The sequence below is a fragment of the Micromonospora sp. NPDC050397 genome (genome assembly GCF_044901685.1).
Taxonomy (GTDB): domain Bacteria; phylum Actinomycetota; class Actinomycetes; order Mycobacteriales; family Micromonosporaceae; genus Micromonospora_G.
On the sequence record NZ_JBJDPS010000001.1, the window covers coordinates 619383 to 644143 of the forward strand.

A 24761-nucleotide genomic window follows, 5' to 3' on the forward strand; every position below is an offset into this window, starting at 1 on the left:
ATGGAAGTGAGCAGGCAGTCATGGCACGCCGTACCGGCAAACCGCAGCGGGTCGACCTCTCCGCCTTCGACCAGGCGGGCGCGCGGGTGATGGACAACCCGCTCGCCACCGAGGTCGAGGACTCCTACCTGGAGTACGCGTTCTCGGTGATCCATTCCCGGGCGCTGCCGGACGCGCGCGACGGCCTCAAGCCGGTGCACCGCCGGATCCTCTTCTCCATGAGCGAGCAGGGCTACCGGCCGGACCGTGGCCACGTGAAGTCGGCCCGGGTCGTCGGTGACGTGATGGGTAAGTACCACCCGCACGGCGACACCGCGATCTACGACGCGATGGTCCGGCTGGCACAGCACTTCTCCCTCAACGCGCCCCTGATCGACGGCCACGGCAACTTCGGCTCACCGGACGACGGCCCGGCCGCCGCCCGCTACACCGAGGCACGGATGTCCCGCGAGGCGATGCTGCTGGTCGGAGAGCTGGGCGAGGGTACGGTCGACTTCCGCCCCAACTACGACGGGTCGCTGTCCGAGCCGAGCGTGCTGCCGGCGGCGTTCCCGAACCTGCTGGTCAACGGCACCTCCGGGATCGCGGTCGGGATGGCCACGAACATGATCCCGCACAACCTCGGCGAGGTGGTCGCGGCGGCCCGGTGGCTGATCCGGCACCCGGACGCCTCGCTGGACAAGCTGATGGAGTTCGTGCCCGGACCGGACCTGCCGACCGGAGGGCTGCTGCTCGGCCTGGACGAGGTGCGCAAGGCGTACGAGACCGGGCGCGGCGTGGTCCGGATGCGGGGACGGGTGACGATCGGCCCGCTGGAGGGCAGCCGGGGCCGGCAGGCCATCACGGTCACCGAACTGCCCTACGGGGTCGGGTCGGAGAAGGTGATCGAGGCGATCACGGACGAGGTCCGGGGCAAGGCGATCACCTCGGGCCCGCGCAAGGGGCAGCGGCAGCCGGCCCGGTTGCAGGGCATCGCCGACGTCAAGGACCTCACCGACCGGGAGAACGGCACCCGCCTGGTCATCGAGTGCAAGGTCGGGGTGAACCCACAGGCGCTGCTCGCCGACCTCTACCGGCTCACCCCGCTGGAGCAGTCGTTCGGGGTGAACAACCTGGTCCTGGTGGACGGGCAGCCGCAGACCCTCGGCCTCAAGGCGCTGCTGGAGGTCTTCCTCGCCCACCGCTACCAGGTGGTCACCCGCCGCACCACCTACCGGCGCCGCAAGCGGCAGGACCGGCTGCACCTGGTCGACGGACTGCTGATCGCGTTGCTCGACATCGACGAGGTGGTCCGGCTGATCCGGGGCAGCGACAACGCCCAGGCCGCCCGGGACGCGCTGATGGCGCGCTTCCAGCTCTCCGAGATCCAGGCCACCTACATCCTCGACACGCCGCTGCGGCGGCTGACCCGGTTCGACCGGATCGAGCTCGAAGCCGAGCGGGACCAGTTGCGCACCGAGATCGCCGAGCTGTCGGCGATCCTGGACGACGAGAGCGTCCTGCGCCGGGTGGTCTCGGACGAGCTGGCCGCGGTGGTCAAGGACTTCGCCACCGAGCGCCGCACGACGCTGGTCGACGGGGACCTCAAGGAGGTGCTCGCCGCGTCCGCGCCGGCCGGGCCGCTGGAGGTCGCCGACGACCCGTGCCAGGTGATCCTGTCGGCGACCGGCCTGGTCGCCCGGACCGCCGCCGAGTCCGAGGAGACCTCCGAGGGGCGTCGCCGCAACGGCCGTACAAAACACGACGCCGTACGGGCGGTTGTCCGTACCACCGCCCGTGGTCAGGTGCTCCTGGTCACGAGCGCGGGTCGGGCCTTCAAGGTCGACGTCCTGCCACTGCCGGTGCTGCCGGAGCAGGCCGGCACCGTGTCGGTCAGCGGCGGCATGTCCGTCTCGGAACTGGTGTCCCTGAACCCGGGGGAGACCGTGGTCGGCCTCTCCCCACTCGGCGAGCAGGGCGGTGCATCACCCGGTCTGGCACTGGGCACCCGTCAGGGAGTGGTGAAGGTCTGCGCGCCGGAATGGCCGGTACGCGCGGACGAGTTCGAGGTCATCGGCCTGCGCGAGGGTGACGCGGTGGTTGGCGCGACCTGGCTCACCGACGGCTCGGAGACGCTGGCGTTTGTCACCTCGGACGCCTCGCTGCTGCGCTTCGCCGCGTCGCTCGTACGCCCACAGGGGCTCAAGGGCGGCGGGATGGCCGGGGTGAACCTCGCCGCCGACGCGCAGGTCCTGTTCTTCGGCGCGATCCGCACCGACGACCCGGAGCAGGGTGAGCCGATGGTGGTGACCAGCACCGGCAGTGGCGTCAAGGTCACGCCGTTCGCGCTCTACCCGGCGAAGGGGCGGGCCACCGGCGGCGTCCGGGCCCAGCGCTTCCTGAAGGGCGAGACCCACCTCGTGGTGGCCTGGGTCGGGCCGCGCCCGGTCGGTATGGGCAAGCGGGGGGAGCCGCTCGCACTGCCAGAGCCCGACCAGCGCCGCGACGGATCCGGAGCCGCCGTCTTCGGTCCGGATCTGATTGGTCACCTGATCGAACGGGGATGACCGCGCGGGGATGACCATCCGAGGAGTGCGACCCGAGGAGTGCGACCGCCGGTCGCACTCCTCGATCCATGGTGGAAAACCGACGGATTCGGACCTTGACGGCATCGCCGGGCAGCCCTCGGTGTGCCGGTGTCGGTCGGCGGGACCCGGGCGACCGCGCCGGTCGATCGGCCGGCGACACGAGCACGTGCTTCCGGGATGGTCACCGAAGGGGTTACCTCGTCCGACGGCAATGTCGGCCTTATGGGTAAGTAAGGCAAAGAGGCTGATTATCGTCTGGTGCTAGCCGCCCCTCCCGGGGCGTGCTCGGCTATCCCGGTCGGCCTGGTTCGTCATGGCTTCGTACCCGAGCCGGCGGCCGGCCGAATCGTCGTATCGTCTGGTCAGATCACCTGATCCGACCATCTTGGACTCGGCCGGACGGGAACTGCTGTGGCACATTACGGGCATCTACTTCCGCGTCCGTACTTCTTCCACTACCGGACGACAAACTCTGCCGGATACCCCTCTGGTGAAACGGGTATGCCAGCCGTATCCTGCTCCCGGCGCGCTACGTGTTGCGCCAACGGGGAGGAAGAAAAAGATGTCGAGCTGGCCGGCAATGGGCCAGGATACGGTGGGGCCGCCCGTCGACGACGTGCCCGGCCAACCGATCCCAGCGCCTGGTTACCAGGCTTCCGCCGAAGACTTCGGTGACGAACAGAGAATTCCCGGGCCGCGTGCGTCGCACGAGCAGGAGACGCCGCCGGACCATCCAAATGCCTCGACGGCGGTGCTCCCCTATGTCAGTTCGCGCGCCTCGAAGAGTACCCGAGGGTTGCGGGCCTGGATGCTCACCGGACCGGCCGACCTGGCGGCCCTGCTCGCGCCACTGCTGCTGACCGACCGGTTCTGGCGCGGAACCCTTTGCATGGCCGCGTTGACCATCGTCGTCTTCGCGACCGGAGGGCTCTACCGGGCCCGTCGGCACGTGAGCATTCTCGACGAGTTGCCCAGCATCTGCGGGCGGCTGCTGGCCGCGGCGGGAATCGTCGCGGTTGTCGCCGCCTCCCGTCACGACTCGCTGGAGTACCTGGTTGATTTCATGCACGGCGTGGCCCTTTCCGCCGTGCTGGTCATCGTCGGTCGTGCGATCACCCGCAAACTCGCCATCGTCGCCCGGAAACGGCGCTGGGCCGAGCACAACGCCATCATCATCGGTGGTGGCCCGATCGCATTCGAACTGGCCAGGTTGTTGCGTCGTTACCCGCAGTACGGTCTGCGTTACGTGGGTTGTGTCGATGTCGAACTGCCCACCGATCCGAGTGCGCCACCTCTGATCGGCACGCTGAAGGATCTCGAGAAGCTGATCGACATGATCGAGACGGACGTGCTCATCATCGCCGACCCGGGCACTTCCGAGGCCAGTGTGATGGAGTTCCTGCGTCAGCCCGGGGCGGCAAGTTGTGACCTTTGGGCCGTCCCCCGGTTGTGGGGCTCCCGCTCGTACGCCGGACTGCCCGACCACATCGGCGCGATTCCGGTCGTGCAGATCCGGCACACCACGCTCTCCGGCCCACGGTGGGCGATCAAGCGGGCCTCGGATATCCTCTTCGCGTCCCTCGCGATCATCGTCCTGAGTCCGATCCTGCTGCTCTGCGCGACTGTCACCTTCCTCGACGGCGGTCGCGGGATCTTCTTCTACCAGGAGCGGATCGGTCGATACGGAAAGCCGTTCAAGGTAATCAAGTTTCGCTCCATGCGGCCGGTGAACGAGCAGGAATCACAGACCAACTGGTCGATCGCGGACGACCGCCGGGTCAGCCCGATCGGTCGTTTCATGCGCCGTACGTCACTGGACGAGTTGCCGCAGCTCTGGAACATCCTCCGGGGCGACATGACCGTCGTCGGCCCACGACCGGAGCGCCCGTTCTTCGTTGAGAAGTTCTCCGCCGAGCACCCCGATTACGCGATGCGCCACCGGGTTCCGGTGGGGTTGACCGGTCTTGCCCAGGTGAGCGGGTTGCGAGGTGACACTCCGATCTCCGACCGGGCGCGGTTCGACAACTACTACATCGAGAACTGGTCGCTCTGGCTGGACATCAAGGTGGTGTTGCGTACGGTCGCCGAGGTTTTCCGGGGTGGGGGTCGGTAGTTTCTCCGCTCGGGTTGGGGTTGGGTCCGTGGTCGGGGTTGGGGCGGCGGCTGTGGTCGGGGTTGGGGCGGCGGCTGTGGTCGGGGTTGGGGCGGCGGCTGTGGTCGGGGTTGGGCCCGCTCGGCGGGTGCAGTTGAAGCGGTTGTGTGTCGATGGTTGTGTGCAGAACGCCGGGTCGCGATGGTGGCCCGGCGTTCTGCGTTGGGGGGCGGGGTATCGGTGGGTCTGATCATTAGCGTGACGACATCTGTCTCTCCGTGATGGCCGGTCGGGCGAGGCCGCGCTGACCTGGTAATCTCCGGCTTCATGAAAACGACTTTCATTTCGTTTGTGGCGGCGCTGGCCCTCGCGGGGACCGTCGCCGGCTGTGGCGCCACGACCGGTGACCCGGTGGAGAAGGCCGCTACAGCGGGCGGCGGTTCGACCTCGCTGACCAGTTGCGGCCTGCCGCTGACCGTGCCGGCGCCGCCCAGTCGCGCGATCGCCCTGGAGCAGAACGCCACCGAGATCATGCTCAGCCTCGGGCTCGGTGACCGCATGATCGGCACCAGCTACCAGACCGACCCGGTGCTGCCCGAACTCCGGGCCGGGTACGAGAAGGTCCCGGTGCTGGCCAAGCTCTACCCGTCACGGGAGGCCGTCCGCGCCGCCAACCCGGACTTCGTCTACTCCACGTACTCGTCGGCGTACGCGCCGGACGCGGCCGGGGAGCGCAAGGAACTGGGCGGACTCGGCGTGCCCGCGTACCTTTCGGCGTTCGCCTGCGAGGACCCGGCCGTGGCCCGGGACGAGGTCACGTTCGACGGCATCTTCGCCGAGGTCAGGGACATCGCCACCATCTTCGGCGTGGCGGCCAAGGGCGACCAGGTCGTGGCGGCCCAGCAGGGCCGGCTCGAGGCGGCGAAGCAGACCGGCGCCGTCGCGCCCGACACGTCGCTGCTCTGGTACTACTCCGGCACCAGCACCCCGTACGTGGCCGGTCACGGTGGCCTGCCCGACGCCATCAGCGCGACTCTCGGGGTGAAGAACGCCTTCGCCGACGCCAAGCAGAAGTGGCCGGCCGGCAACTGGGAGGAGATCGCCCAGCGCAACCCGGACGTGATCGTGCTGGCCGACCTGACCCGTGGCGGCGACGGCGACAGTGCCCAGTCGAAAATCGACTTCCTGCGGGCCAACCCGGTCACCGCCAAGCTCGACGCGGTGGTCAACGGGCGCTTCATCACGGTCTCCGGCTCGTCGATGGACCCCTCCATCCGCAGTGTCAGCGCACTGGAGCAGGTCAGCGCGGGACTCCGCGCGACCCTCCCGGCCACCCGCTGAATCTCCACCCCTAAATCATCGCGACCCCTTCGGAGTAACCCCGTGTCCACCAGCATCAGCAACCATTCCGCCCGTCGACTGCTCCAGCTCTGGGACGAGCAGCAGGCCGCGTACGTCGCGGACCGCGAGCAGCGGTTCGCCGCCATGCTCGACGTCCTGTCACTGCTGTTCCCCGACGAGCTGACCGTGCTCGACCTGGCCTGCGGCCCCGGCGCGATCGCCGACCGGGTCCTCACCGCGCTTCCCCGAGCCCGGGTCGTCGCCGTCGACTACGACCCGATCCTGCTGCACGTCGCCCGGGGCGTGCTGGCCGACCACGGCGACCGCGCGGACGTACGTGAAGTCGACCTGGTGGCCCCGGACTGGCCCCGGGTCCTCGACGGGCAGCGGGTCGACGCCGTCCTCAGCTCCACCGCGCTGCACTGGCTGTCGCCGGAGCAACTGCTCCGGGTCTACCGGGCGACCGCTGAACTCCTGCCGCCCGGCGGCATCCTGCTCAACGCCGACCACCTGCGATTCGCGCCGTCGACCACGCTGCACACACTCGCCCAGCGGCACGAGACGCGGGTACGCGAGGCGGGCTTCGCCAACGGCGCGCTCACCTACCAGCAGTGGTACGACGAGGCGCTCACCGACCCGGAGATCGCCGCACTGGCGCCGGAGCGGGAACGGCGCTTCGCCGACCGGCCACCGCAGCCGCTCGCCCCGCTGGAGTTCCACCTGGCCGCGCTGCGTACCGCCGGGTTTTCCGAGGTCGGGACGGCCTGGCAGCTTCTCGACGACTACGTGGTGTTCGCCCGCCGATGAGCGTCCACCTGCACACCCCCGCCACGGGTGGGTCGGCCCCCGCCGCCGACCCACCCCGCGCGATCCGGGCGACCGCCGGGAAGGCCGGGGCCGGACGGCGGTTCGGCAGTACGGTGCTCGTCGGCGGGATGGTGCTGCTCGCCCTGAGCGTGGCGGCGGCGGTCACCATCGGCACCGCCGACCTCTCCGTCGCCGACGTCGGTCGGGCCGTGGCCGCCCACCTGGGCCTGCCGGCCCGGCCACTGCCCCGACTCGCCGACAGCATCGTCTGGGACCTGCGGATGCCCAGGGTGCTCCTCGCCGGCCTGGTCGGCAGCGGCCTGGCGCTCTGCGGCGCGGTGCTCCAGGCGCTGACCCGCAACCCGCTGGCCGACCCGTTCCTGCTCGGCATCTCCTCCGGCGCCAGCACCGGGGCGGTCGCGGTGCTCGTGCTCGGCCTCGGCGTCGGCTCGGTGTCGCTCTCCACCGGGGCCTTCCTGGGCAGCGCGGCCGCGTTCGGGGCGGTGCTGCTCTTCGCCGGCCGGCACTGGACCGAGTCGACCCGGATCGTGCTCTCCGGGGTGGCGGTCTCCCAGCTCTTCGGCGCGGTCACCAGTCTGATCGTGATCTCGGACGCCAGCGTGCAGAACACCCGAAGTGTCACCTTCTGGCTGCTCGGCTCGCTCACCGCCGCCTCCTGGTCGTCGGTCACCCTGGCCTCGGCGGTCGCCGCCGCCGGCTTCGCCGTCTGCTGGTGGTACGCGCCCGCGCTGGACGCCTTCGCCTTCGGCGTCGACACCGCCGAGTCGCTCGGGTTCGCCGCCGGTCGTACCCGACTCGTACTCTTCACCACGACCGCGTTGACCGCGGCGGTGCTGGTGGCCGCGAGCGGCGCGATCGGCTTCGTCGGGCTGACCATCCCGCACGCCGCCCGTCTCCTGGTCGGTACGCGGCACCGGGTGCTGCTGCCCACCTGCGTGGTCGCCGGGGCGGTCTTTCTGATCTGGGCCGACACCGCCGCCCGTACCGTGTTCACCCCGCAGGAACTGCCGGTCGGTGTGCTCACCGCGCTGATCGGTGTGCCGGTCTTCGCGGTCGTGATGCGGCGACGGAGCCGGACCCGATGAGGCTCGACGCGTACGACGTCGACTGGGGCGTCCGAGGCAGCCGGATCCTCACCGAGGTGGCGCTCACCGCCGACCCCGGCGCCACCGTCGGACTGCTCGGCCCGAACGGGTCCGGCAAGTCCAGCCTGCTCCGGCTCCTCGCCGGCCTGGGGCGACCCGACGCCGGCCGGGTGCTGCTCGACGGCGAGCCGCTGGCCGACCTGCCCCGCCGACGGCTGGCCCGGCGGATCGCCGTGGTGCACCAGCAGGTCAGCCCGGACGTGGACATGTCGACGCTGGACGTACTCCTGCTCGGCCGGATTCCGCACCGGCCCCGGCTGGCGGCGCTGCGCGCGACCGACCTCGACCTGGCCCGCCGGGCGCTGGCCGACGCGGGACTGGCCGGTTTCGAGACACGTCGCTGGTCGGCCCTGTCCGGCGGGGAGCGGCAGCGCATCGACATCGCCCGTGCCCTGCTCCAGGAACCCGACCTGCTGCTGCTCGACGAACCGACCAACCACCTCGACGTACGGCACCAGCTCGAACTGCTGGAGTTCCTGGCCGGGTCGGCGATAACGGTGGTGGTGACCCTGCACGACCTGGACCTGGCGGCGCAGTACTGCGACAAGATCGTGCTGCTGCACCAGGGGCGGGTCGTTGCCGCCGGCACCCCGGTCGAGGTGCTGACCCCCGAGCGGGTGCGCCAGGTCTACCAGGCCGACGCCGACATCACGGTGGAGGCCGACGGGCGGCCCCGGGTACGTTTCCGCCGTACCCGGACACCGCCCGCCGGTCCCCGGTCCGTTACCTGACCGGTGCGGTCTCCCACTCCGGGTTGCCGAGCGTGGTCACCCACTCCCGGACCTTCTCCACGTTTCTCGGCTGGAACGCGAGGCTGAGCAGGAGCAGCAGCCGGGCCTTCTGTGGCAGCAGGTCGTCACCGGCGATGACCGGGCCGGTGTTGCTGCCGTACACCGAACCGGAACCGGTCCGGGTGGTGCTGACGAAGACGACACCCTGCGCGGCGGCGGCGCCGCGGGCGCTGCCCTGCGCGGACGACAGACCGCCGGCACCGGTGCCGGCGGTCACGATGCCCTTCACCCCGGCGGCGGCGAACGCGGTGATCGCCTCCCCACCGGCCTGCTGGTAACTGGTCACCACCTCGACCCGGGGCAACGCCGTCGGCTCGACCCGGGACAGGTCGAACGGGGTGAGCCAGTCCCGGGCCCGGTCGCAGTCGTCCACCCGGGCCGGAGCCCGCCCGACCTTGATGTTCGGCCCGTCGACCCAGCCGAGTACGCCGAACTCCCGGCTCTGGAAGGTGTCCATCCGGCTCGAATTGGTCTTGGTCACGTCCCGGGCGGCGTGGAACTCGTCGCCGAGCAGCAGCACGGTGCCGTAGCAGAAGGTGGTCTGGCTGGCCGCGAGCACGATCGAGTTGTAGAGGTTCGCCGGCCCGTCCGCCCCGATCACCTGCGGCCCGTCCGGGGTGACCGCCGCCCACGGCCGCATCGCCCCGGTGATGACCACCGGCTTGCGGCTCTGCACGGTGAGGTCGAGCCAGTAGGCGAACTCCTCCATGGTGTCGGTGCCACTGGTGACCACCACCGCGTCCGCCGACTTCATCGCCGCCTCGACGGCCAGGGTGAGCGCGTGGAACTCGGCCATCGTGTAGCCGCCGGAGCCCTTGTTGCCGAACTGTACGGTGCTCACGTCGGCAACCTGCCCGATCTCGGGCTGAAGCTGGCCGACCATGCTGGCGATCGCGATCTGGCCGGAGCGGTAGTCGGTGAAGCTGCTGCGGGAGGTGGCGACGCCGGAGATGGTGCCACCGGTCCCGATCACGGTCACCCTCGGCTTGCGGGTCTTCGCCGTGCTGAGAGCCTCGGTGTAGGCGACACTGCGGATGCCGGCCGGGGCGGTGACCCCGGTGACCGTGCCGGACGGCGCACCCGCGTCCTCGGTACGGGTGGCATCGGCACCGACCGTGAGGGCGAGCACCAGGGCAGCACCGAGGGTGGCCCCGAGCAGCGGGGTCAGTACGGCACCGGGGCGCCACCGCACGGGTCGCGGTCGGGGCGTGGGTTCGGACGGGACGTTCGGGGCGGACATGTCTACCTCCGCGACTGGGACGGTTGAAGAGGAAACCGTATCGTCGGAGTTAGAATTTTCGATCTTGTTAAGCCTCGATTTCGCCTTGACCCGGGTCGACTTCGCCTCGACCCGGCCCGCCGGGCGGTTTCCCCGGCCGGGCTTCTACCATCGGCGGGTGCGCGTCAAGCCTGGAACGTTTCCGCTCGTCATCGCCGTGATCGCGGTACTGCTCGCCGGCTGTGGCGGCTCGCCCGACCCCGACGCGCCGGTCTCCCCGCCGGTTTCGCCGGGCGCCTCTTCGGCCGGAGCCGAGCCCGGCACGACCGACGGCCTCGGCGCCGCACCGTCGGCCAAGGCGTCACCTACGCCGAGTAAGCCGGCGGCGACACTGGCGCGGGCGGGCAACCCAAACGGCGGAGCGTCGGTCCCGGCCGAGGGACGCGCGGTCGACACCGGCCGACCGACCCGGGTCGTCGGCACCGGCACCCCGGCGAGCTGCACCGGCAAGGCCGTGGTGACGGCGGTCGCGGCCGGCGGGCTGATCACGTTCGACTGTGGACCGGATCCGGTGACGATCACCATGACCGAGACGGCGAAGGTCCGGAACGCCAACGGTCCACGGGTCGTGCTCGACGGCGGCGGCAAGGTCACGCTCAGCGGCGGCGGCAAGCGCCGCATCCTCTACATGAACACCTGTGACCAGGCCCAGGGCTGGACCACCTCGCACTGCGACAACCAGGACCACCCGCAGTTGACCCTACAGAACCTGACCTTCGCCGACGGCAACTCCACCGGCGAGAAGGCCGAGGGCGGTGGCGGCGGTGCGATCTTCGTGCGCGGCGGACAGTTCAAGGTGGTCAACTCACGCTTCGTCCGCAACCGGTGCGACCGTACCGGGCCGGACCTGGGCGGGGCCGCGATCCGGGTGCTGAGCCAGTACCAGGGCAAACCGGTGTACGTCGTGGACAGCACCTTCGGCGGTGCGGCCGGGCAGGGCGGCTCCTGCTCCAACGGTGGCGCGTTGAGCAGTATCGGGGTCTCCTGGGTGGTGCTGAACAGCGTGCTCAGCCACAACGAGGCAATCGGGCAGGGCGCGAACCCGGCCCGTGGCGGCACCCCGGGCGGCGGCAGCGGTGGTGCCATCTACTGCGACGGCAACAAGTTCACCGTACGGATCGCGGGCAGCATCATCGAGAACAACCACGCCAAGGAGGGTGGCGGGGCGGTCTTCTTCGTCAGCAACGACCGTACCGGCAGCATGCGGATCGAGAACTCGACCCTGCGACGCAACCCCAGCGACGGCTTCGAGACCCAGGGCCTGCCCGGAATCTTCTTCCTCGGCGTGAGTCGCCCGACGACGACCGGATCGAAGCTGAGCTGAGCCCGAGCAAGCGCCCCGTTACCTGCCGGGGCTGGGTGGGACTTGTGTCTCCGCCAGGGGGAGACGTCAGGGTGGGGGCATGGACGGCGACGGGCTCTACTCGATCGGTGACCTGGCCCGGCGTACCGGGCTGACGGTCAAGGCGATCCGGTTCTATGCCGATCGCGAGATCGTGCCGCCGACAGAGCGCGGCCCGAATGGCTACCGCCGCTACGACCACGATGCCGCCGTACGCCTGGACCTGGTCAGAACGCTGCGTGCCCTGGACATCGACCTCCCGACGATCCGCCGGGTGGTGGACCGCACGCTCACGCTCGCCGAGGTCGCTCGGGCGCACGCCGAGGCGTTGCAGGCGCAGATTCGGCTGCTGCGCCTGCGACGCGCGGTGCTGGTGGTGGCGGCCAGGCGCGGGTCCGACCCCGAGGAGATGGATCTCTTGCACAAGCTCGCCACGCTCTCCGAGAACGAACGTCGTCGTCTGATCGGCGACTTCCTCGACAGCGTCTTCACAATCCCGAAGGACGCGCCCGGTGGCCCGGCGGCGTCCCCCGACCTTGCCGGGATCGCCCGCTCGCTCACCCCCGAACTGCCCGACGATCCTGGCGTCGAACAGGTCGAGGCATGGGTCGAGTTGGCCGAGTTGTCCCAGGACCCGGACTTCCGTGCCCTGGTCCGGCGGATGGTCGAGCAGCACCGGGCCGACGCTGCCCGGCCGGCGTCAGCCGTGCCGCGCCGCGACCCGGTGGCGGCGGTCCGTGACCTGGTCGGCCCGGTCCTGACGGCCGGCATCGACCCGACCTCGCCCCGGGCCGCCCCGGTGGTCGCGGCCGTGATGACCGAGTACGCCCACACCTGCGACCGTTCCGACGACGCTGATCTGCGACGTCGGCTGCTGGTCCGACTGGAGACCGTGGCCGACCCCCGCTGGGAGCGGTACCTGAGGTTGTTGTCGCTGGTCAACGGCTGGTCGGCGCCGGAGCGGCTGCGACCCGCGCTCGACTGGTTCGTCACGGCCACCCGCGCCCGGCTGGCCTGTTGACATCGCCGGGCGGGCCGGCTTGTGACGTCAGATCGAACGCGGTCGGCGGCGTACCGGTCGGTCGTCGACCCAGCCGAGGAACCTGGTCTCGGCCTGTTCGCGGGTGAGTTCGGGCATGCTGGCCAGGGCCTTGTCCCGGAAGCCGGCCATGACCCAGGCCAGGCGGCGTCGGTCGGTCTGGTACCAGGTCCACATCCGACGTTTGAAGATCTGGCAGGGCCATTCCTCGCCGTCGTCGGTGCAGTGCCATTCGGCGCCGGGCCGGTGCGGCACGCCCTGCGGTGCGTCAGCGTCCTGCTCGTCGTGCTCTGTCACGCTGTTCGGCTCCGTTCAGACGAGGTAGACCTCGATGGGTGTGCCGCCGTGCGGGGTGATCGAAAATCGGTGACCCGGGGCGAGATCGAGCAGCATCGCGGAGACGAGGACGGCGCGGTTGAGGGTGTCGGTCTTGCTCATCCGTTGGGCGGCGGCGAGCCTGACCAGCGCTTCGTTGGCCGCCGGGGTGAGGTTGACGGTGACCTTGACCAGCGGCACCCGTTCCGGGTCGGTGGTCGGCGCCGGCTCGCCGTCCGGTGTTCCGCTCATACCCGGGCTCCCATCCGGTGGGCAAGGTCGGTCACCAGTGCGGGCGGGCTGCCCGGGGTACGGCGCAGGATTTCGGCCATCACGTCGCTCGCGATCGGTCGGGTGCGGATTTCGGCCGGGGCGATCTGGTCGGCTTCGACCAGGCATTGCCCGGCGTTGCTGAGGTTGCCTTCGATGACGTGACCCCGGGCGATGTCGAGCAGGTGCTGTGCCCTGCGTTCGGGCATCAGCGCATCGAATCGGCGCTGGTTGAGGCCTTCGTGGATTCTCACTGCCCGCCCGCCGTCGCCCAGTTCGACCGCTGCCGCGGCGGCGTGCAGTTGCAGGTTCGTCGGGCCGAAGCACGTACGCAAGCGGTTGTCGTCCTTGCCGGGGCTGTCGGCCGCGACTTTCGCCTCGCGCAGCAGTTCCCGCACGCTCGCGGGGTCGCCCAGGTGCGCCGCCGCCATCGCGGCCTGGAGCAGCAGTGATCCGTACACCGACACCCGGTCGGGGTCGGCCCAGGTGGCGCCGTCGGGGGAGAGGCGGTGGGCGGTGACGATGTTGGCCTCGAACGCCTGACGGACGTGACCAGCGGCAAGCAACGCGTTGGCGAACCGGGTGGTGCCGGTCCCGGCCCGCAGCGCGTCGCCGGTCCGGACCGCGATCGAGATCGCTCGTTCGGCGGTCAGCCTGGCCAGGTCGTACGCACCCAGCTTGCGTAGTACGGAGGAGGTGACCTGGTACACCTGCCCGAGCAGGCTCGCGGCCCGGTCACCGTTACTTCCGCTGTGGTAGGCGTCGGCGGCCTGGACCTGGCCGAGTAGTCCTGGTAGGTCGCGGACGAGGGTGTCGTACCGGGCGTGTTGGAGTGTCAGCCACGCGTGCGTGACGGCCTTGTCCAGGTCGGTGAGCGGCAGCGGTGGTGCCGGGTTGCCGAGGTACGCGGCCGGTGCGAAACGCGTCAGCGCGAGCCGGAGCCGGTCGAGGTCGACGTGGTCGGTGGTGACCACGGTCTGGGTGTTCTCGGCCTGTCCGATGAGCGTGTCGACGCTGATCTGGAGGACGCCGGCCATGTCGAGCAGGACGCTGAACTTGTCCAACCGCCGTTCACCACGCTCGACCTTGTCCACCCAGCTTTTCGACTTCCCGAGCCGGTCGGCGAACACCTGTTGGGACAACTTCCGCCGTCCCCGCCAGTACGCCACCCGCCGCCCGATCGGCAGTTCCTCACCCACCGGCTCAGCCCGCGGAGTCACGTCGTACGCGTCCGGACACCCCGACCGCGAAGAACTCCAACGGCAGAGGCTTACTCCCGGCATCGAACCGGCCCCGGTTCGGCTGCCGACGACGAGTGCCAGGAGCCGGAGGGAAGTCGGGCATTCTCTCGTGCGGGGACATAGCAGCAGGGCTGATGGACTGGTCGTCGCTGGGCACGGACATGCGGGCTGCCTCTCATCATTGGAAAGCACTGCCAGTCCCTGCCGGGCTCTCGGGCGAGGCGGTACAAGACGGCGGCGCTGCGTTCAGTTTCGTGATGACGGGACTACTCTCGGAAGGCGGACGATGCTTTCAGGACCTTTCAAGAAGGGGCACCCGGTGAGTGATCTAGGCGCCCAGCTACGGCAGGCTCGGACCGAGGCCGGCGTGACGCTGGCCTATGTCGCGGCCAGGTCGTGCTACTCGGCAACCCACCTCAGTAACGTCGAGACCGGGCGCCGGACCGCGACGGACGACGTCGTGCTCGCCTATGCGCGAGCGTTGGGAGGTGCGGACGTGAATCGTAGGCAACTGCTCGCCGCTGGCGTCGTCGGTCCCGTGGCGGCCTCGGAACTCATCCGGACCGGCTTCAGCGCAGCCCTGCACGGGCGGGGTGCTGAAGAGGACTGGCGCGAGCGGGTTGCCCAGTACGGCCGGGACTACATGGAAATCGGGGCGGACGCGCTCCAAGGCCGGCTCGCCGGTGACTTGGTGATCATGCAACAGCATCTCGACACGCCGCCCATGTGGGCGAGTGCGGCACGGGCACTCGCGGTCTACGGCAAGACCACTAAGGACCCGGGCGAGGCGATCAGTTGGTACGACCTTGCAGCGACGGCGGCCGACCGGTCTGGGGAACTCGATGTGCGCGTATGGGTCCGGGGTCGGGCCGCCATCGCTCTCGCGTACGAGGGTGCGGCCTTGAATGTCGCGAAGCGGTACTCGGACGAGGCCATCGCCCTGTCCGACCGGCCCTCGCTTGGACGCCTCAACGCGCTGATGGCGAGGGCTCACGTGGCCGCTGGGCGCGGGGACCTGACCGGCGCGGTCGCGTCGGACGAGGACGCCCGCCGGGTCTTCGACCGGGTCGCGTCCGACGAACTGGTCTCGGACTTCGCCGTCCCTGCGTGGCGGATGGCAACGTTCCGATCGATGCTCTACGCGCGGCTCGGGATCGTTGGGCCGGGCGGCGAAGCGCAGGAAGAGGCCGACCGGCTGCGCCCGGCATCGTTGACCCGGTTCGCGACCCACATCGAACTCCACCGGGGCCTCATGATGGCAAAGTCCGGAGACAGCGCCGGAGGGGTGGCCTACGCCCGGCGGGCCTGGACGGGATTGCCGGCCGACCGGCGATCACAGACACTCGGTCTTGTACTAAGAGAGGTCGAGCGGGCGGCCCGCTGACGTTAGCCTTTCTGTCTACTTTCCTGTGTAAATCCCGCGATGAGAGCCAGTCGAGAGGGCGTCATGATCCTTGTTGCCGTACAGCCTGGTCAGGAGGTCATGGCGACTCTCACCGAGGAGATGCGGAAGCGGGGGATCACCAACGCGGCGGTCGTTTCCCTGATCGGGGCGGTCGAAGGCTGCTGTATCTCCACCATGGCGGCCGATGACCATAGAAAGACATCCTGACGGAGTACGTCGAGCCGCTTGAGTTGTCGGGCACGGGTGAGGTCAGGGATGGGACCGTGCACCTGCACGTCGTACTCGGACGCGAGGGTGACATCGCAAAGACCGGGCACCTCCACTGGGCGAACGTCGAGCACTTCTTCGTGAACGCGTACGTGGTGCCGCTTGATCAGTGAGCCCTTTCCATCCTGGTGGTGCTGGTCGGGAGAGACTGACGTCGCCGTTCTGCCGCGAGCGAACCCCGCTTGTGTTGTCGCGACGTGCTGCGGAGGATCGGTGGATGGATCTCCTCACCGCGGAACGGCAACTCCAAGCCGCCCAGCGCGCCGCCGACGTCGAGTCCCTCGACGCGCTGCTGCACCCGCAGGTCGTGGGTGCCGGACCGGACGGCACGGTCTTTACGAAGGAAGACGACCTGGATAGCTACCGTTCCGGTGCACTGCGAATCACCAGCCTGGTGGAGGAGTCGCTCGACGTCCAGGAAGACGGTCAGACTGGGGTGACTCGCATGGTCGCTGCGGTGGATGCCGTTCAGGGCGGTGCCGCTGTGTCCGCGCGGTTGCGCTACACCCGACTTTGGGTGCGTGAGGACGGCAACTGGCGGGTGTTGGCCGCCACCTTCGTCCCGGTCTAGTGGGCCTCTTGAAAAGGTTCAATCGGCACCGTACTCCGGTTGAGGTGCTGCGCTGGTCGGTGCTGGGCCGGTTGACTCGCGTACGGTCAGGGTCGCGGGCAGGATGACCGCCGGTCGGGTCTGCTCCGTCGTCGGGTGTTCGAGGCGGGCGAGCAGCATCGACACCGCGACCTCGCCGGCCTGTTGGATCGGGGCGGCGAGGGTGGTCAGCGGCGGGTGGCTGAAGTCGGCGCCGAAGATGTCGTCGCAGCCGACCACGCTCAGGTCCTCCGGCACCCGCACGCCGCGTTGGCGTAGCCGGGGGAGCATGCCGATGGCGAACAGGTCGTTGAAGCAGACGCAGGCGGTGGCGCCGGAGGTGAGCACCGCGTCGGCCACCGCCGCGCCGGAGCCGCGTCCACGGGGGAACGGTCCGACCCGCCGGAAGCGCCGGCCGCGCCGCAGCCCGGCTGTGCACATCGCCCGCCACCGGGCGTGGTTGGACCAGGAGTTGTCCGGCCCGGCGACGTACACGATGTCGCGGTGGCCGAGGCCGACCAGGTGCTCCACGGCCAGCCCGATGCCGGTCGGGGTGTCGATCACGACGCTCTGCACCCCGCGTACGTTGCGGTTGACCGTGACCAGCGGGATCTGTCCGGCGAGGGTGGCCAGCTCCCGTTCCGGCAGTCGGGAGGCGGTCAGGATGGCGCCGTCGAGGGAACGGCGCATCTTGTGCAGCATCTCGGCCTCGTGCGCGCCGGAGTCCTCGGTGTCGATCAGGAGCTGCGCATAGCCGGCCGCCTTGAGTCGCTGCTGGGCACCCCGGATCAGGCCGAAGTAGAACGGGTTTGTCACGTCGGAGACCAGGACCGCGATGGTCCCGGTCCGACCGGAGATCAGCGCCCGCGCCTGGGAGTTCGGTACGTAGTTCAGCTCCCGCGCGGCGGCCTGGATGCGTGCCCTGGTGGCGGCGCTCACCCGACCGGGTTTGTTCAACGCACGGGAGACCGTCGACGGCACCACGCCGGTGACCCGGGCGATGTCGGTGATGGTGACCGGGCGGGTGCGACCGGCGCCGTCGGTGCTGGTCATCTCGACACGCAACCACGCTTTGGCAAACGTTGGCAAACGATTGCCGTCGATCGTCGTCGATTGTTACGGTCCCGTGAAATCCGAGGGTGATGCTCCCTCCCGCGAAGGAGTTGAGCTAGATGACGACGCGACGAACCCTGGCCGGTCTGGCCGGTCTGGTCCTGGTGGGTCTGAGCCTGACCGCCTGCGGCGACGACGCCGGTTCGGGTGGCGCCGGGACCAGCCTCCAGGTGCTGGTCCAGGCCAACTCGATCTATCCCGAGCAGCAGCGGCAGTGGTTCTCCGACGTCTCCGCCCGGTTCGCCGCCGAGACCGGGGTGACCGTACGGTTCGAGACGTTCGCGACCCCGAACGACGAGCTGACCAAGATCCAGACCTCGGTCCTCTCCGGTCAGGGGCCGGACGTCTACTCCCTCGGCACCACCTTCACCCCGACCGCGTACGCCACCGGCGCCTTTGTCGAACTCACCGCCGACGACTGGGCGAAGATCGGTGGACGGGAGAAGTTCCTCCCCGCCACGCTCGGCATCTCCGGACCGGAGGCGGGCAAGGAGGTCGGCGTACCGTTCGCCAGCCGGCCGTTTGTCATGGCGTACAACAAGGAGTTGCTGGCCTCGGCCGGGATCGACCGTCCGGCCGAGAGTTGGGACGGCCTGCGTGAGCAGGCCCGGCGGCTCACCACCGGCGGCCGGTACGGGCTCGCCGTCGCCTACGCCGACTCCTTCGACCCGTGGAAGTTCATCTGGGCGATGGCCGTGCAGGCGGGCAACCCGCTGGTCAGCGGCGCGACGCTGCGGCTGGACGACCCGACCACGCTCGCGGCCTACCGCACCTACCTGGGCTGGCTGGCGACCGACAAGGTGGTCGACCCGGCCGCCGTCGGTTGGAAGAACGCCCAGGCCATCGCGGCGTTCGCGGCCGGCAAGGCGGCCTTCCTGCCGATGGTCTCGGCCACCTCCAAGGTGACCCTGGACAAGTCGCCGGTCGCCGGCAAGTACGGCTACGCGATCATGCCGACCGTCCCGCCCGGCGCCTCCGCCCCGCCCGCCGACGGTCGCCCGGCGACGAGCATCCTCTCCGGCGACAACCTGGTGGTGGCGAAGTACAGCAAGAACAAGGATGCCGCGCTCAGGCTGGTCAAACTGCTCACCGACCCGGAGACGCAGGGCGCCTACTACCGGACCTTCGGCGAGCTGCCGACCAACGCCGAGGCCGCCGCCGCCCTGGCCAGCGACCCGGCCCTCGCCGCCGTGGTCGACTCCTCCTCGAAGTCGGTCGGCACACCGTTCACCGGGGCCTGGAGTCAGATCCAGCTCGCCCTGGTCAACGTGGTGGTCCAGTCCGTCCCGGCGCTGGCCGCCGGTCGGATCGACGAGGCGAAGCTGCGGTCGTTGCTCGCCGAGGCGCAGACCACCGGCCAGGCCGCGCTGGACAAGGCCAAGTGAGCGGTACGCGGCAGCGCCAGCGTCCGCTCTGGATGCTGATCCCCGGCGGGCTGCTGACCCTCGTGGTGATCGTCGTCCCGCTGCTCACCGCGCTCTACATCTCCCTGCTCGACCTGGACCAGTACTCGATCCGGCAGTGGGTCGGGGCGCCCTTCGTGGCGCTGGAGAACTACGTCGAGGCGGTACGCGCCTCGCACCTGCCGCACGCCGTCGCCGTCAGCCTCGGGTACGCGCTGCTCGCCACCGTGTTCACGCTGCCGCTGGGGGTCGCCGCCGCGCTCGCCACCCACGACCGGTTCCGGGGACGGGCGTTCGTACGCTCGATCTTCCTGGTGCCGTACGTGCTGCCGGCCTTTGTGGTCGGCACCGTCTGGCGGATCATCCTGCAACCCGACGGGGTGGCGGATTCGGTGCTCGGGCAGCTCGGGGTAGCGCCCGGACTCTGGCTCAACGGGCCGCGCAGCTTCTGGGCACTGGTCATCGTGCAGGTCTGGACCGCCTGGCCGCTGGTGTACCTGCTGGCGGTCTCGGGGCTGCACACCGTCGACCCGATGGTGCACGAGGCCGCCGCGCTCGACGGTGCCGGCTGGTGGGCCAAGCTGCGCCACGTGGTCGCGCCCTACCTGCGTGGCCCGGTCTCGCTGGCACTGGTCATCTCGTTCCTGCACCACGTCAACAACTTCACCCTCCCGTTCGTGCTGTTCGGGGTGCCGAGCCCGCGCGACGTGGAGGTGCTGCCGGTGCTGACGTACGTGGAGAGTTTCCAGAACTTCCGGTTCGGGCTGAGCGCCGCGATGGCGGTCTTCTCGCTGGTGCTGGTCGCCATCCCGATCGCGGTCTACCTGCGGGCGGTCCGACTCGACACCGGAGACGAGGGCCGTACGCCATGACCCGCCTGACCGAAGCCCCGACCCGCCGTTCGCGCATCACCACCACGGCCCGGTCCGGCCGGGCAGCGGAGATCAACCGGCTGCTGCCCACCCCGCTGCGGGCACTGGTCCTCGCGATCCTGCTGCTGGTGGTCGGCGCGCCGCTGCTCTACATGTTCCTCGCCTCGATCAACTCCGATCTCGCGGTGGCCGCCGGGGAGTTCCTGCCGCGCGACCCCGACCTCGGCAACTACAGCCGGATCTGGTCCACCACCGACCTCGGCCCCGGACTGCTCAACAGCGTGCTGGTGGCCGGCGTCGTCGCGGTGGTCTGCGCGCTGGTCTCGGTGGTCACCGCGTACGTCCTGGTCCGGGTCGCCTTCCGGGGCCGGGTCGCGATCCTGCGCGGGCTGCTGGCGTTGCAGACCATCCCCGGCACCCTGATGCTGCTGCCGGTCTTCGTGCTCTTCGCCAGTGCCTCGACGCTGCTCGGGGTGCCGGTCATCGGCACCAGGTGGGCCCTGTTCCTCACCTATCTGACCTTCGGCCTGCCCTTCTCCACCTGGGTCATGGTCACCTACCTGCGTGGCCTGCCCCGCGAGCTGGACGAGGCCGCCCGGGTCGACGGCGCGTCGTCCTGGCACGTGCTGACCCGGATCATCGTGCCGCTGAGCTGGCCCGGTCTCACCGTGTCGGCCATCTTCGCCTTCCTGCTCGGCTGGAACGACGTGCTCTTCGCCTCCGTACTGACCAACCCGGAGACCCGTACCGCGGCGGTGTCGTTGCAGATCTTCGGCGCCACCCAGGAGGGCGGCGCCATCCCGGTGTACGGCCAGCTCATGGCGGCGGCGCTGGTCTGCGCCGTACCGGTGGTCACGCTCTATCTCTTCTTCCAGCGTTACCTGGTCAGTGGCCTCACCACGGGCGGGGTCAAATGACCGGCGCCCCGATCCCCGCGTTCGACGATCGGAGAACGGACCGTATGAACTCCGGCAGCACCGACGCCCCCGCCCCGATCGAGGTCGCCATCGTCGGTGCCGGCATCATCGGCGCCAACCACGCCGAGGCCGTGCACCGCCATCCCCGACTGCGGGTCGCCGCGCTGGTCGACCCGGTCGAGGCGGCCACCGCCGACCTGGCCGACCGGATCGCCTCGGCCACCGGCACCCCGGCGCCGCACCGCTACCCGACGCTGGAATCCGCACTAGCCGACCACCCGGTCGGCCTGGTGGCCATCTGTACGCCGAGCGGGCTGCACGCCCCGCTCGCCGAACAGGCCCTGGCCGCCGGTGCCCACGTCGTCATCGAGAAACCGTTGGAGGTCAGCCTCCGCCGGGCCCGCAAACTCGCCGAACTCGCCGCCGGTGCGCGGGCGCGGGGACTGGTCGTCTCCGTGGTCAGTCAGCACCGCTTCGACCCGGCCAGCGTGGCCGTGGCGCAGGCCGTCGCCAACGGCCAACTCGGGCCGATCACCTCGGCGGTGGCGTCCGTCCCGTGGTGGCGCGAGCAGGACTACTACGACTCGGCCGGTTGGCGCGGCACCTGGGCGTACGACGGCGGCGGCGCGCTGATGAACCAGGGCGTGCACACCGTCGACCTGCTGCTCTGGCTGCTCGGTCGACCGGTGGAGGTCTCCGCCCAGACCGCGCGACTGGCCCATCACGGCATCGAGGTCGAGGACGTGGCGGTGGCGACCGTCCGGTTCCGGTCCGGCGCGCTGGCGGTGCTGCACGCGACGACGGCCGCGTACCCGGGTCTCGGGGTCCGGCTCCAGGTGCACGGCTCCCGGGGCAGCGCGGTCATCCACGACGACCAGCTCGAGTACTTCCACGTCGCGGACGACGCCGAGCCGGGCGGGGCGGTCCGTTCGGTCGCCGCCACCCGTACGCCGAACCAGGCCGCCGCGCGGGTGCCGGCGGCCGACCTGCGTGGGCACCCCAGGGCGGCGGAGGGCTTTGTCCTCGGCCACCTGCGCCAGTACGACGACGTGGTCGACGCGATCGAGCGGAAGCGGCCACCGGGCGTCCGGGTCGAGGACGGCCTGCTCGCGCTCGCCCTGGTCGAGGCGGTCTACCGGTCCGCCGCCCTGGCCCGACCGGTCTCCTTCGACGAGGTTCTGGGCGGCCGTTACGACGACGTGCCCGGCGCGGTGGGTCCGGTCGCGGCGGCGACCGGGGAACGGGAGTGGCCGGCATGAGGTTCTCGGTGTTCACCGCGTCCACCCCCGAGTGGAGCCCGGCCCAGGCGGCGAACGCGCTGGCGGCGCAGGGCTGGGACGGCATCGAATGGCGGGTCACCGACCAGGAGCCGGCGGCCGAGCCGGGGTTCTGGGCCGGCAACCGGGCGACCTGGCCGCTGCGTGGGCTGGAGGAGCGGTTGACCGAGATCGCCCGGATCACCCGGGCCGCCGGGCTGGCCTTCTCCGGTCTCGGCGGATACGTCCCCAGCCGGGACCGGCGCAACGTGGAGCGGCTGCTCAACGCCACCGCCGTGCTCGGCGCCGGCCGGGTCAGGGTGACGATGCCGCCGCTCGGTGGCGGCCGGTACCCGGAGCTGTTCGACGCCACCCGTCGTGACCTGGAGTGGGCCGCCGAGCGGGCCGCCACGTACGGGGTGAGCGTGCTGGTCGAACTGCACCACCGCACCATCGTGGCGTCGGCGTCGGCCGCGATCCGGCTGGTCGACGGGCTGGACCCGGACCGGGTCGGGGTGATCCACGACATCGGCAACCTGGTCATCGAGGGGTACGAGGACTACCTCGCGGCGTTCGAGATGCTCGGCCCGTACCTGGCCCACGTGCACGTGAAGAACGTGGCGTGGCGGCCGGTGGGCCGGCGCCCGGACGGTTCGACCGCCTGGGCCGAGCAGTGGTCGCCGCTGCCGGACGGGCAGGCGGACCTGGGCGCGTACTTCGACGCGCTGGCCGGGGTCGGTTACGACGGCTGGGTCACGGTCGAGGACTTCTCCACCGTGCAGCCGCTCGCCGAACGTACCCGGGACAACCTGGCGTACCTGCGCGGCCTGGTCGACCGGCGTCGCTCGGCCGGGCCGCCCGGGTAGCGTACCGTCGGCGCGCTTCCCCCGGGCCGGCTCACCGATGTCAATACGACCGGTCGTTTTATACTCGACCCGTGACAGTCGTGTCTGAAGCGAAGAGTCCCGCCCCGGTCGGCGGCCCTTCTCCCCGGCAGTTCCCCCTCAACCAGTTCGGCATCGCCTTCGGCCTCTCCGGGCTCGCCGGCACCTGGACCGCCGCGTCGACCGCGCTCGGCCTGGACCGGGCGGCGGCGAACCTGCTCTGGATCGTGGCGGCGCTCACCTGGGTGATCAGCATCGTCCACTACCTGATCGCGGCCCGCACCTTCCGGCGCGTGATCGACGACATGGCCCATCCGGTGCTGGGACCGTTCGCCGCCCTGGTGCCGACCACCGGCATGCTGCTCGGCGCCAGCCTCGACCACTCCGCGCCAACGGCCGCCCGTACGGTCGTGGTCGTCATGTTCGTCGGAGCCACCCTCGTCGCGGCCCTGTTCGTGACCGGACTGCTCACCCACACCCGGGACATCGACCGGCTGCACGCCGGATACCTGCTGCCGACCGTCGCGGCCGGGCTGATCGGCGCGCAGTCACTGGCCACCGTCGGCCTGCACCGGGCGGCCGTCGGGTCGTTCGCGGTCGGCATCCTGATGTGGCTGCTGATCGGCGCGGCGATCCTGGCCCGGCTGGCCTTCCGGCCGGCGCTGCCCGACGCGCTGGTGCCCACCCTGGCGATCCTCTCGGCCCCGCCGGCGGTGGCCGGCAACGCCTGGTTCGCGATCAACGGTGGTCGGGTCGACCTGTTCCAGGAGGCCCTGTTCGGCACCTTCGTGCTGCTCCTGCTGGTGCAGTTCGCGCTGGTCAGGACGTACGCCCGACTGCCGTTCACGCTCGGCTTCTGGGCGCTGACCTTCACCACCGCGGCCAGCGCGACCTACGGCATCCACTGGCTCGCCGAGACGGACGTCCCCGCGGCGGGTGGCTGGGAGGCCGTGGTCCTCGGCGCCGCCACGCTGCTCATCGGTTGGGTGGCCGCCCGTTCGATCATCTTCGTACGCGGCAACCGCCGGGCGGCCCGCCCGAGTCACGCCTAGCGCCGCCGCGACGGCGACCGGGTCGGAAGTCGTGGTGCCCGGCCGCCCGTGACGGCTCGGAGCTGCCCGCGAATTGACGTGACCCCGGTCACGTACAAATTGTGCCCGGCGATGTCACGCCTTGGAGATGAAGCGAGCTCCAAGAAAGGTGCAGAGCCCATGTCCTATGCCGACACTCCCGCCACCGGCCCGGTCCCCCCACAGGATCTCTCCGGAATTGTCGGACGGCGGCTGATCTACACGTACGCCAACGGCTGGCAGTACGAGATGTACGTGAAGAACGACCACACCATCGACTACCGCATCCATTCCGGTCCCGTCGGTGGCCGCTGGGTGAAGGGCCAGAACGTCGATCTGGTCATGTTGACGCCGGGCGTCTACAAGGTGTCCTGGAACGAACCCACCGGCACCTCCGTGGTGGTCAACATCATTCCCGAGCAGCGTGTCGTCCACGGGGTCATCTTCTTCCCGGACTGGGTGAAGAACAACGGCGCGCGCACGGTGGTGTTCCAGAACGACCACCTCGACGAGATGCGCGCCTACCGTGACGCCGGTCCCACGTACCCGATCCACGTGGTCGCGGAGTTCGCCACGATCACGTTCGTCGAACACGTCGGCGAGGACAACGAGCAGGTCATCTCCGTCGCGCCCGCGAAGCAGCCGGTGGAATGATCCGATCGCGACGACCGGTGCGACGCACTCCGTAGCGAATCGGACCGCTCACCGTTCCGGTGTGATCCGAACGATCACACC

General features: G+C 70.2%; 23 protein-coding genes. 18 read left to right on the plus strand and 5 right to left on the minus strand.

Going from position 1 to position 24761, the window contains the following annotated elements:
- Window positions 1–20 precede the first annotated feature (20 nt).
- From ACI2K4_RS02390 to ACI2K4_RS02415, 6 genes are all read left to right on the plus strand, one after another.
- On the plus strand, window positions 21–2546 hold the full coding sequence (locus ACI2K4_RS02390; RefSeq protein WP_404508103.1) for a DNA topoisomerase (ATP-hydrolyzing) subunit A: 2526 nt from the start codon (window positions 21–23) through the stop codon (window positions 2544–2546).
- 829 nt (window positions 2547–3375) lie between these two features.
- Window positions 3376–4680, plus strand: a complete 1305-nt coding sequence (locus ACI2K4_RS02395; protein WP_404508104.1) for a sugar transferase — start codon at window positions 3376–3378, stop codon at window positions 4678–4680.
- A 306-nt stretch (window positions 4681–4986) separates the two neighbouring features.
- On the plus strand, window positions 4987–6000 hold the full coding sequence (locus ACI2K4_RS02400; RefSeq protein ID WP_404508105.1) for an ABC transporter substrate-binding protein: 1014 nt from the start codon (window positions 4987–4989) through the stop codon (window positions 5998–6000).
- Between the two features lie 42 nt (window positions 6001–6042).
- Complete coding sequence (locus ACI2K4_RS02405) at window positions 6043–6807, plus strand: class I SAM-dependent methyltransferase (protein WP_404508107.1); 765 nt, start codon at window positions 6043–6045, stop codon at window positions 6805–6807.
- Window positions 6804–7913, plus strand: coding sequence for a FecCD family ABC transporter permease (locus ACI2K4_RS02410; protein ID WP_404508108.1), 1110 nt, complete (start codon window positions 6804–6806; stop codon window positions 7911–7913). Before ACI2K4_RS02405 ends, ACI2K4_RS02410 begins: the two co-directional genes overlap by 4 nt.
- Entirely contained in the window at window positions 7910–8704 is a 795-nt protein-coding gene (locus ACI2K4_RS02415) for an ABC transporter ATP-binding protein (protein ID WP_404508110.1), read from the plus strand. The genes ACI2K4_RS02410 and ACI2K4_RS02415 overlap by 4 nt, the downstream gene beginning before the upstream one ends.
- Here ACI2K4_RS02415 and ACI2K4_RS02420 read toward each other — a convergent pair.
- On the minus strand, window positions 8697–10004 hold the full coding sequence (locus ACI2K4_RS02420) for an asparaginase (protein ID WP_404508111.1): 1308 nt from the start codon (window positions 10002–10004) through the stop codon (window positions 8697–8699). The genes ACI2K4_RS02415 and ACI2K4_RS02420 overlap by 8 nt on opposite strands.
- 157 nt (window positions 10005–10161) lie before the next feature.
- Here ACI2K4_RS02420 and ACI2K4_RS02425 point away from each other — a divergent pair, with 157 nt between their 5' ends.
- Both ACI2K4_RS02425 and ACI2K4_RS02430 read left to right on the plus strand, forming a co-directional pair.
- Complete coding sequence (locus tag ACI2K4_RS02425) at window positions 10162–11367, plus strand: hypothetical protein (RefSeq protein ID WP_404508112.1); 1206 nt, start codon at window positions 10162–10164, stop codon at window positions 11365–11367.
- A 79-nt stretch (window positions 11368–11446) separates the two neighbouring features.
- Complete coding sequence (locus tag ACI2K4_RS02430; protein WP_404508113.1) at window positions 11447–12406, plus strand: MerR family transcriptional regulator; 960 nt, start codon at window positions 11447–11449, stop codon at window positions 12404–12406.
- 27 nt (window positions 12407–12433) lie between these two features.
- Here ACI2K4_RS02430 and ACI2K4_RS02435 read toward each other — a convergent pair whose 3' ends face one another.
- Genes ACI2K4_RS02435 through ACI2K4_RS02445 form a run of 3 tightly spaced genes read right to left on the minus strand, consistent with a single transcriptional unit; the run spans window position 12434 to window position 14208 of the window.
- Window positions 12434–12721, minus strand: coding sequence for a hypothetical protein (locus tag ACI2K4_RS02435; protein WP_404508115.1), 288 nt, complete (start codon window positions 12719–12721; stop codon window positions 12434–12436).
- 15 nt (window positions 12722–12736) lie between these two features.
- Window positions 12737–12991: a hypothetical protein gene (locus ACI2K4_RS02440; RefSeq protein ID WP_404508116.1), complete on the minus strand. Its 255-nt coding sequence runs from the start codon at window positions 12989–12991 to the stop codon at window positions 12737–12739.
- Window positions 12988–14208 (minus strand): helix-turn-helix domain-containing protein, encoded by a 1221-nt coding sequence (locus ACI2K4_RS02445; RefSeq protein ID WP_404508118.1) that lies wholly within the window; start codon window positions 14206–14208, stop codon window positions 12988–12990. The genes ACI2K4_RS02440 and ACI2K4_RS02445 overlap by 4 nt, the downstream gene beginning before the upstream one ends.
- A gap of 361 nt (window positions 14209–14569) precedes the next feature.
- On the opposite strand from ACI2K4_RS02445, the gene ACI2K4_RS02450 reads away from it, so the two are divergent.
- The 3 genes from ACI2K4_RS02450 to ACI2K4_RS02460 all read left to right on the plus strand — a co-directional run bounded on the left by ACI2K4_RS02450 (window position 14570) and on the right by ACI2K4_RS02460 (window position 16493).
- Window positions 14570–15634, plus strand: a complete 1065-nt coding sequence (locus ACI2K4_RS02450) for a helix-turn-helix domain-containing protein (RefSeq protein ID WP_404508120.1) — start codon at window positions 14570–14572, stop codon at window positions 15632–15634.
- Between the two features lie 120 nt (window positions 15635–15754).
- The gene (locus tag ACI2K4_RS02455; RefSeq protein WP_404509158.1) at window positions 15755–15862 is read left to right on the plus strand and encodes a hypothetical protein; all 108 of its coding nucleotides are present in this window, start codon (window positions 15755–15757) and stop codon (window positions 15860–15862) included.
- A 277-nt stretch (window positions 15863–16139) separates the two neighbouring features.
- Window positions 16140–16493 (plus strand): nuclear transport factor 2 family protein, encoded by a 354-nt coding sequence (locus ACI2K4_RS02460; protein WP_404508122.1) that lies wholly within the window; start codon window positions 16140–16142, stop codon window positions 16491–16493.
- 18 nt (window positions 16494–16511) lie between these two features.
- Here ACI2K4_RS02460 and ACI2K4_RS02465 read toward each other — a convergent pair whose 3' ends face one another.
- Window positions 16512–17564, minus strand: coding sequence for a LacI family DNA-binding transcriptional regulator (locus ACI2K4_RS02465; RefSeq protein WP_404508124.1), 1053 nt, complete (start codon window positions 17562–17564; stop codon window positions 16512–16514).
- Between the two features lie 119 nt (window positions 17565–17683).
- On the opposite strand from ACI2K4_RS02465, the gene ACI2K4_RS02470 reads away from it, so the two are divergent.
- From ACI2K4_RS02470 to ACI2K4_RS02500, 7 genes are all read left to right on the plus strand, one after another.
- On the plus strand, window positions 17684–19009 hold the full coding sequence (locus ACI2K4_RS02470) for an ABC transporter substrate-binding protein (protein WP_404508126.1): 1326 nt from the start codon (window positions 17684–17686) through the stop codon (window positions 19007–19009).
- Window positions 19006–19899, plus strand: a complete 894-nt coding sequence (locus tag ACI2K4_RS02475; RefSeq protein WP_404508127.1) for a carbohydrate ABC transporter permease — start codon at window positions 19006–19008, stop codon at window positions 19897–19899. Before ACI2K4_RS02470 ends, ACI2K4_RS02475 begins: the two co-directional genes overlap by 4 nt.
- Window positions 19896–20816 carry a carbohydrate ABC transporter permease gene (locus ACI2K4_RS02480; protein ID WP_404508129.1) on the plus strand — a complete coding sequence of 307 codons (921 nt, stop codon included), beginning with the start codon at window positions 19896–19898 and terminating at the stop codon, window positions 20814–20816. The genes ACI2K4_RS02475 and ACI2K4_RS02480 overlap by 4 nt, the downstream gene beginning before the upstream one ends.
- A gap of 44 nt (window positions 20817–20860) precedes the next feature.
- Window positions 20861–22075: a Gfo/Idh/MocA family protein gene (locus ACI2K4_RS02485; RefSeq protein ID WP_404508130.1), complete on the plus strand. Its 1215-nt coding sequence runs from the start codon at window positions 20861–20863 to the stop codon at window positions 22073–22075.
- Window positions 22072–22938 (plus strand): sugar phosphate isomerase/epimerase family protein, encoded by an 867-nt coding sequence (locus tag ACI2K4_RS02490; protein WP_404508131.1) that lies wholly within the window; start codon window positions 22072–22074, stop codon window positions 22936–22938. The genes ACI2K4_RS02485 and ACI2K4_RS02490 overlap by 4 nt, the downstream gene beginning before the upstream one ends.
- 71 nt (window positions 22939–23009) lie before the next feature.
- Window positions 23010–24008 carry a transporter gene (locus tag ACI2K4_RS02495; protein WP_404508132.1) on the plus strand — a complete coding sequence of 333 codons (999 nt, stop codon included), beginning with the start codon at window positions 23010–23012 and terminating at the stop codon, window positions 24006–24008.
- Between the two features lie 159 nt (window positions 24009–24167).
- A complete protein-coding gene (locus ACI2K4_RS02500; protein ID WP_404508134.1) occupies window positions 24168–24680 on the plus strand; it encodes a phenolic acid decarboxylase in 513 nt (170 codons plus the stop codon).
- Window positions 24681–24761 lie beyond the last annotated feature (81 nt).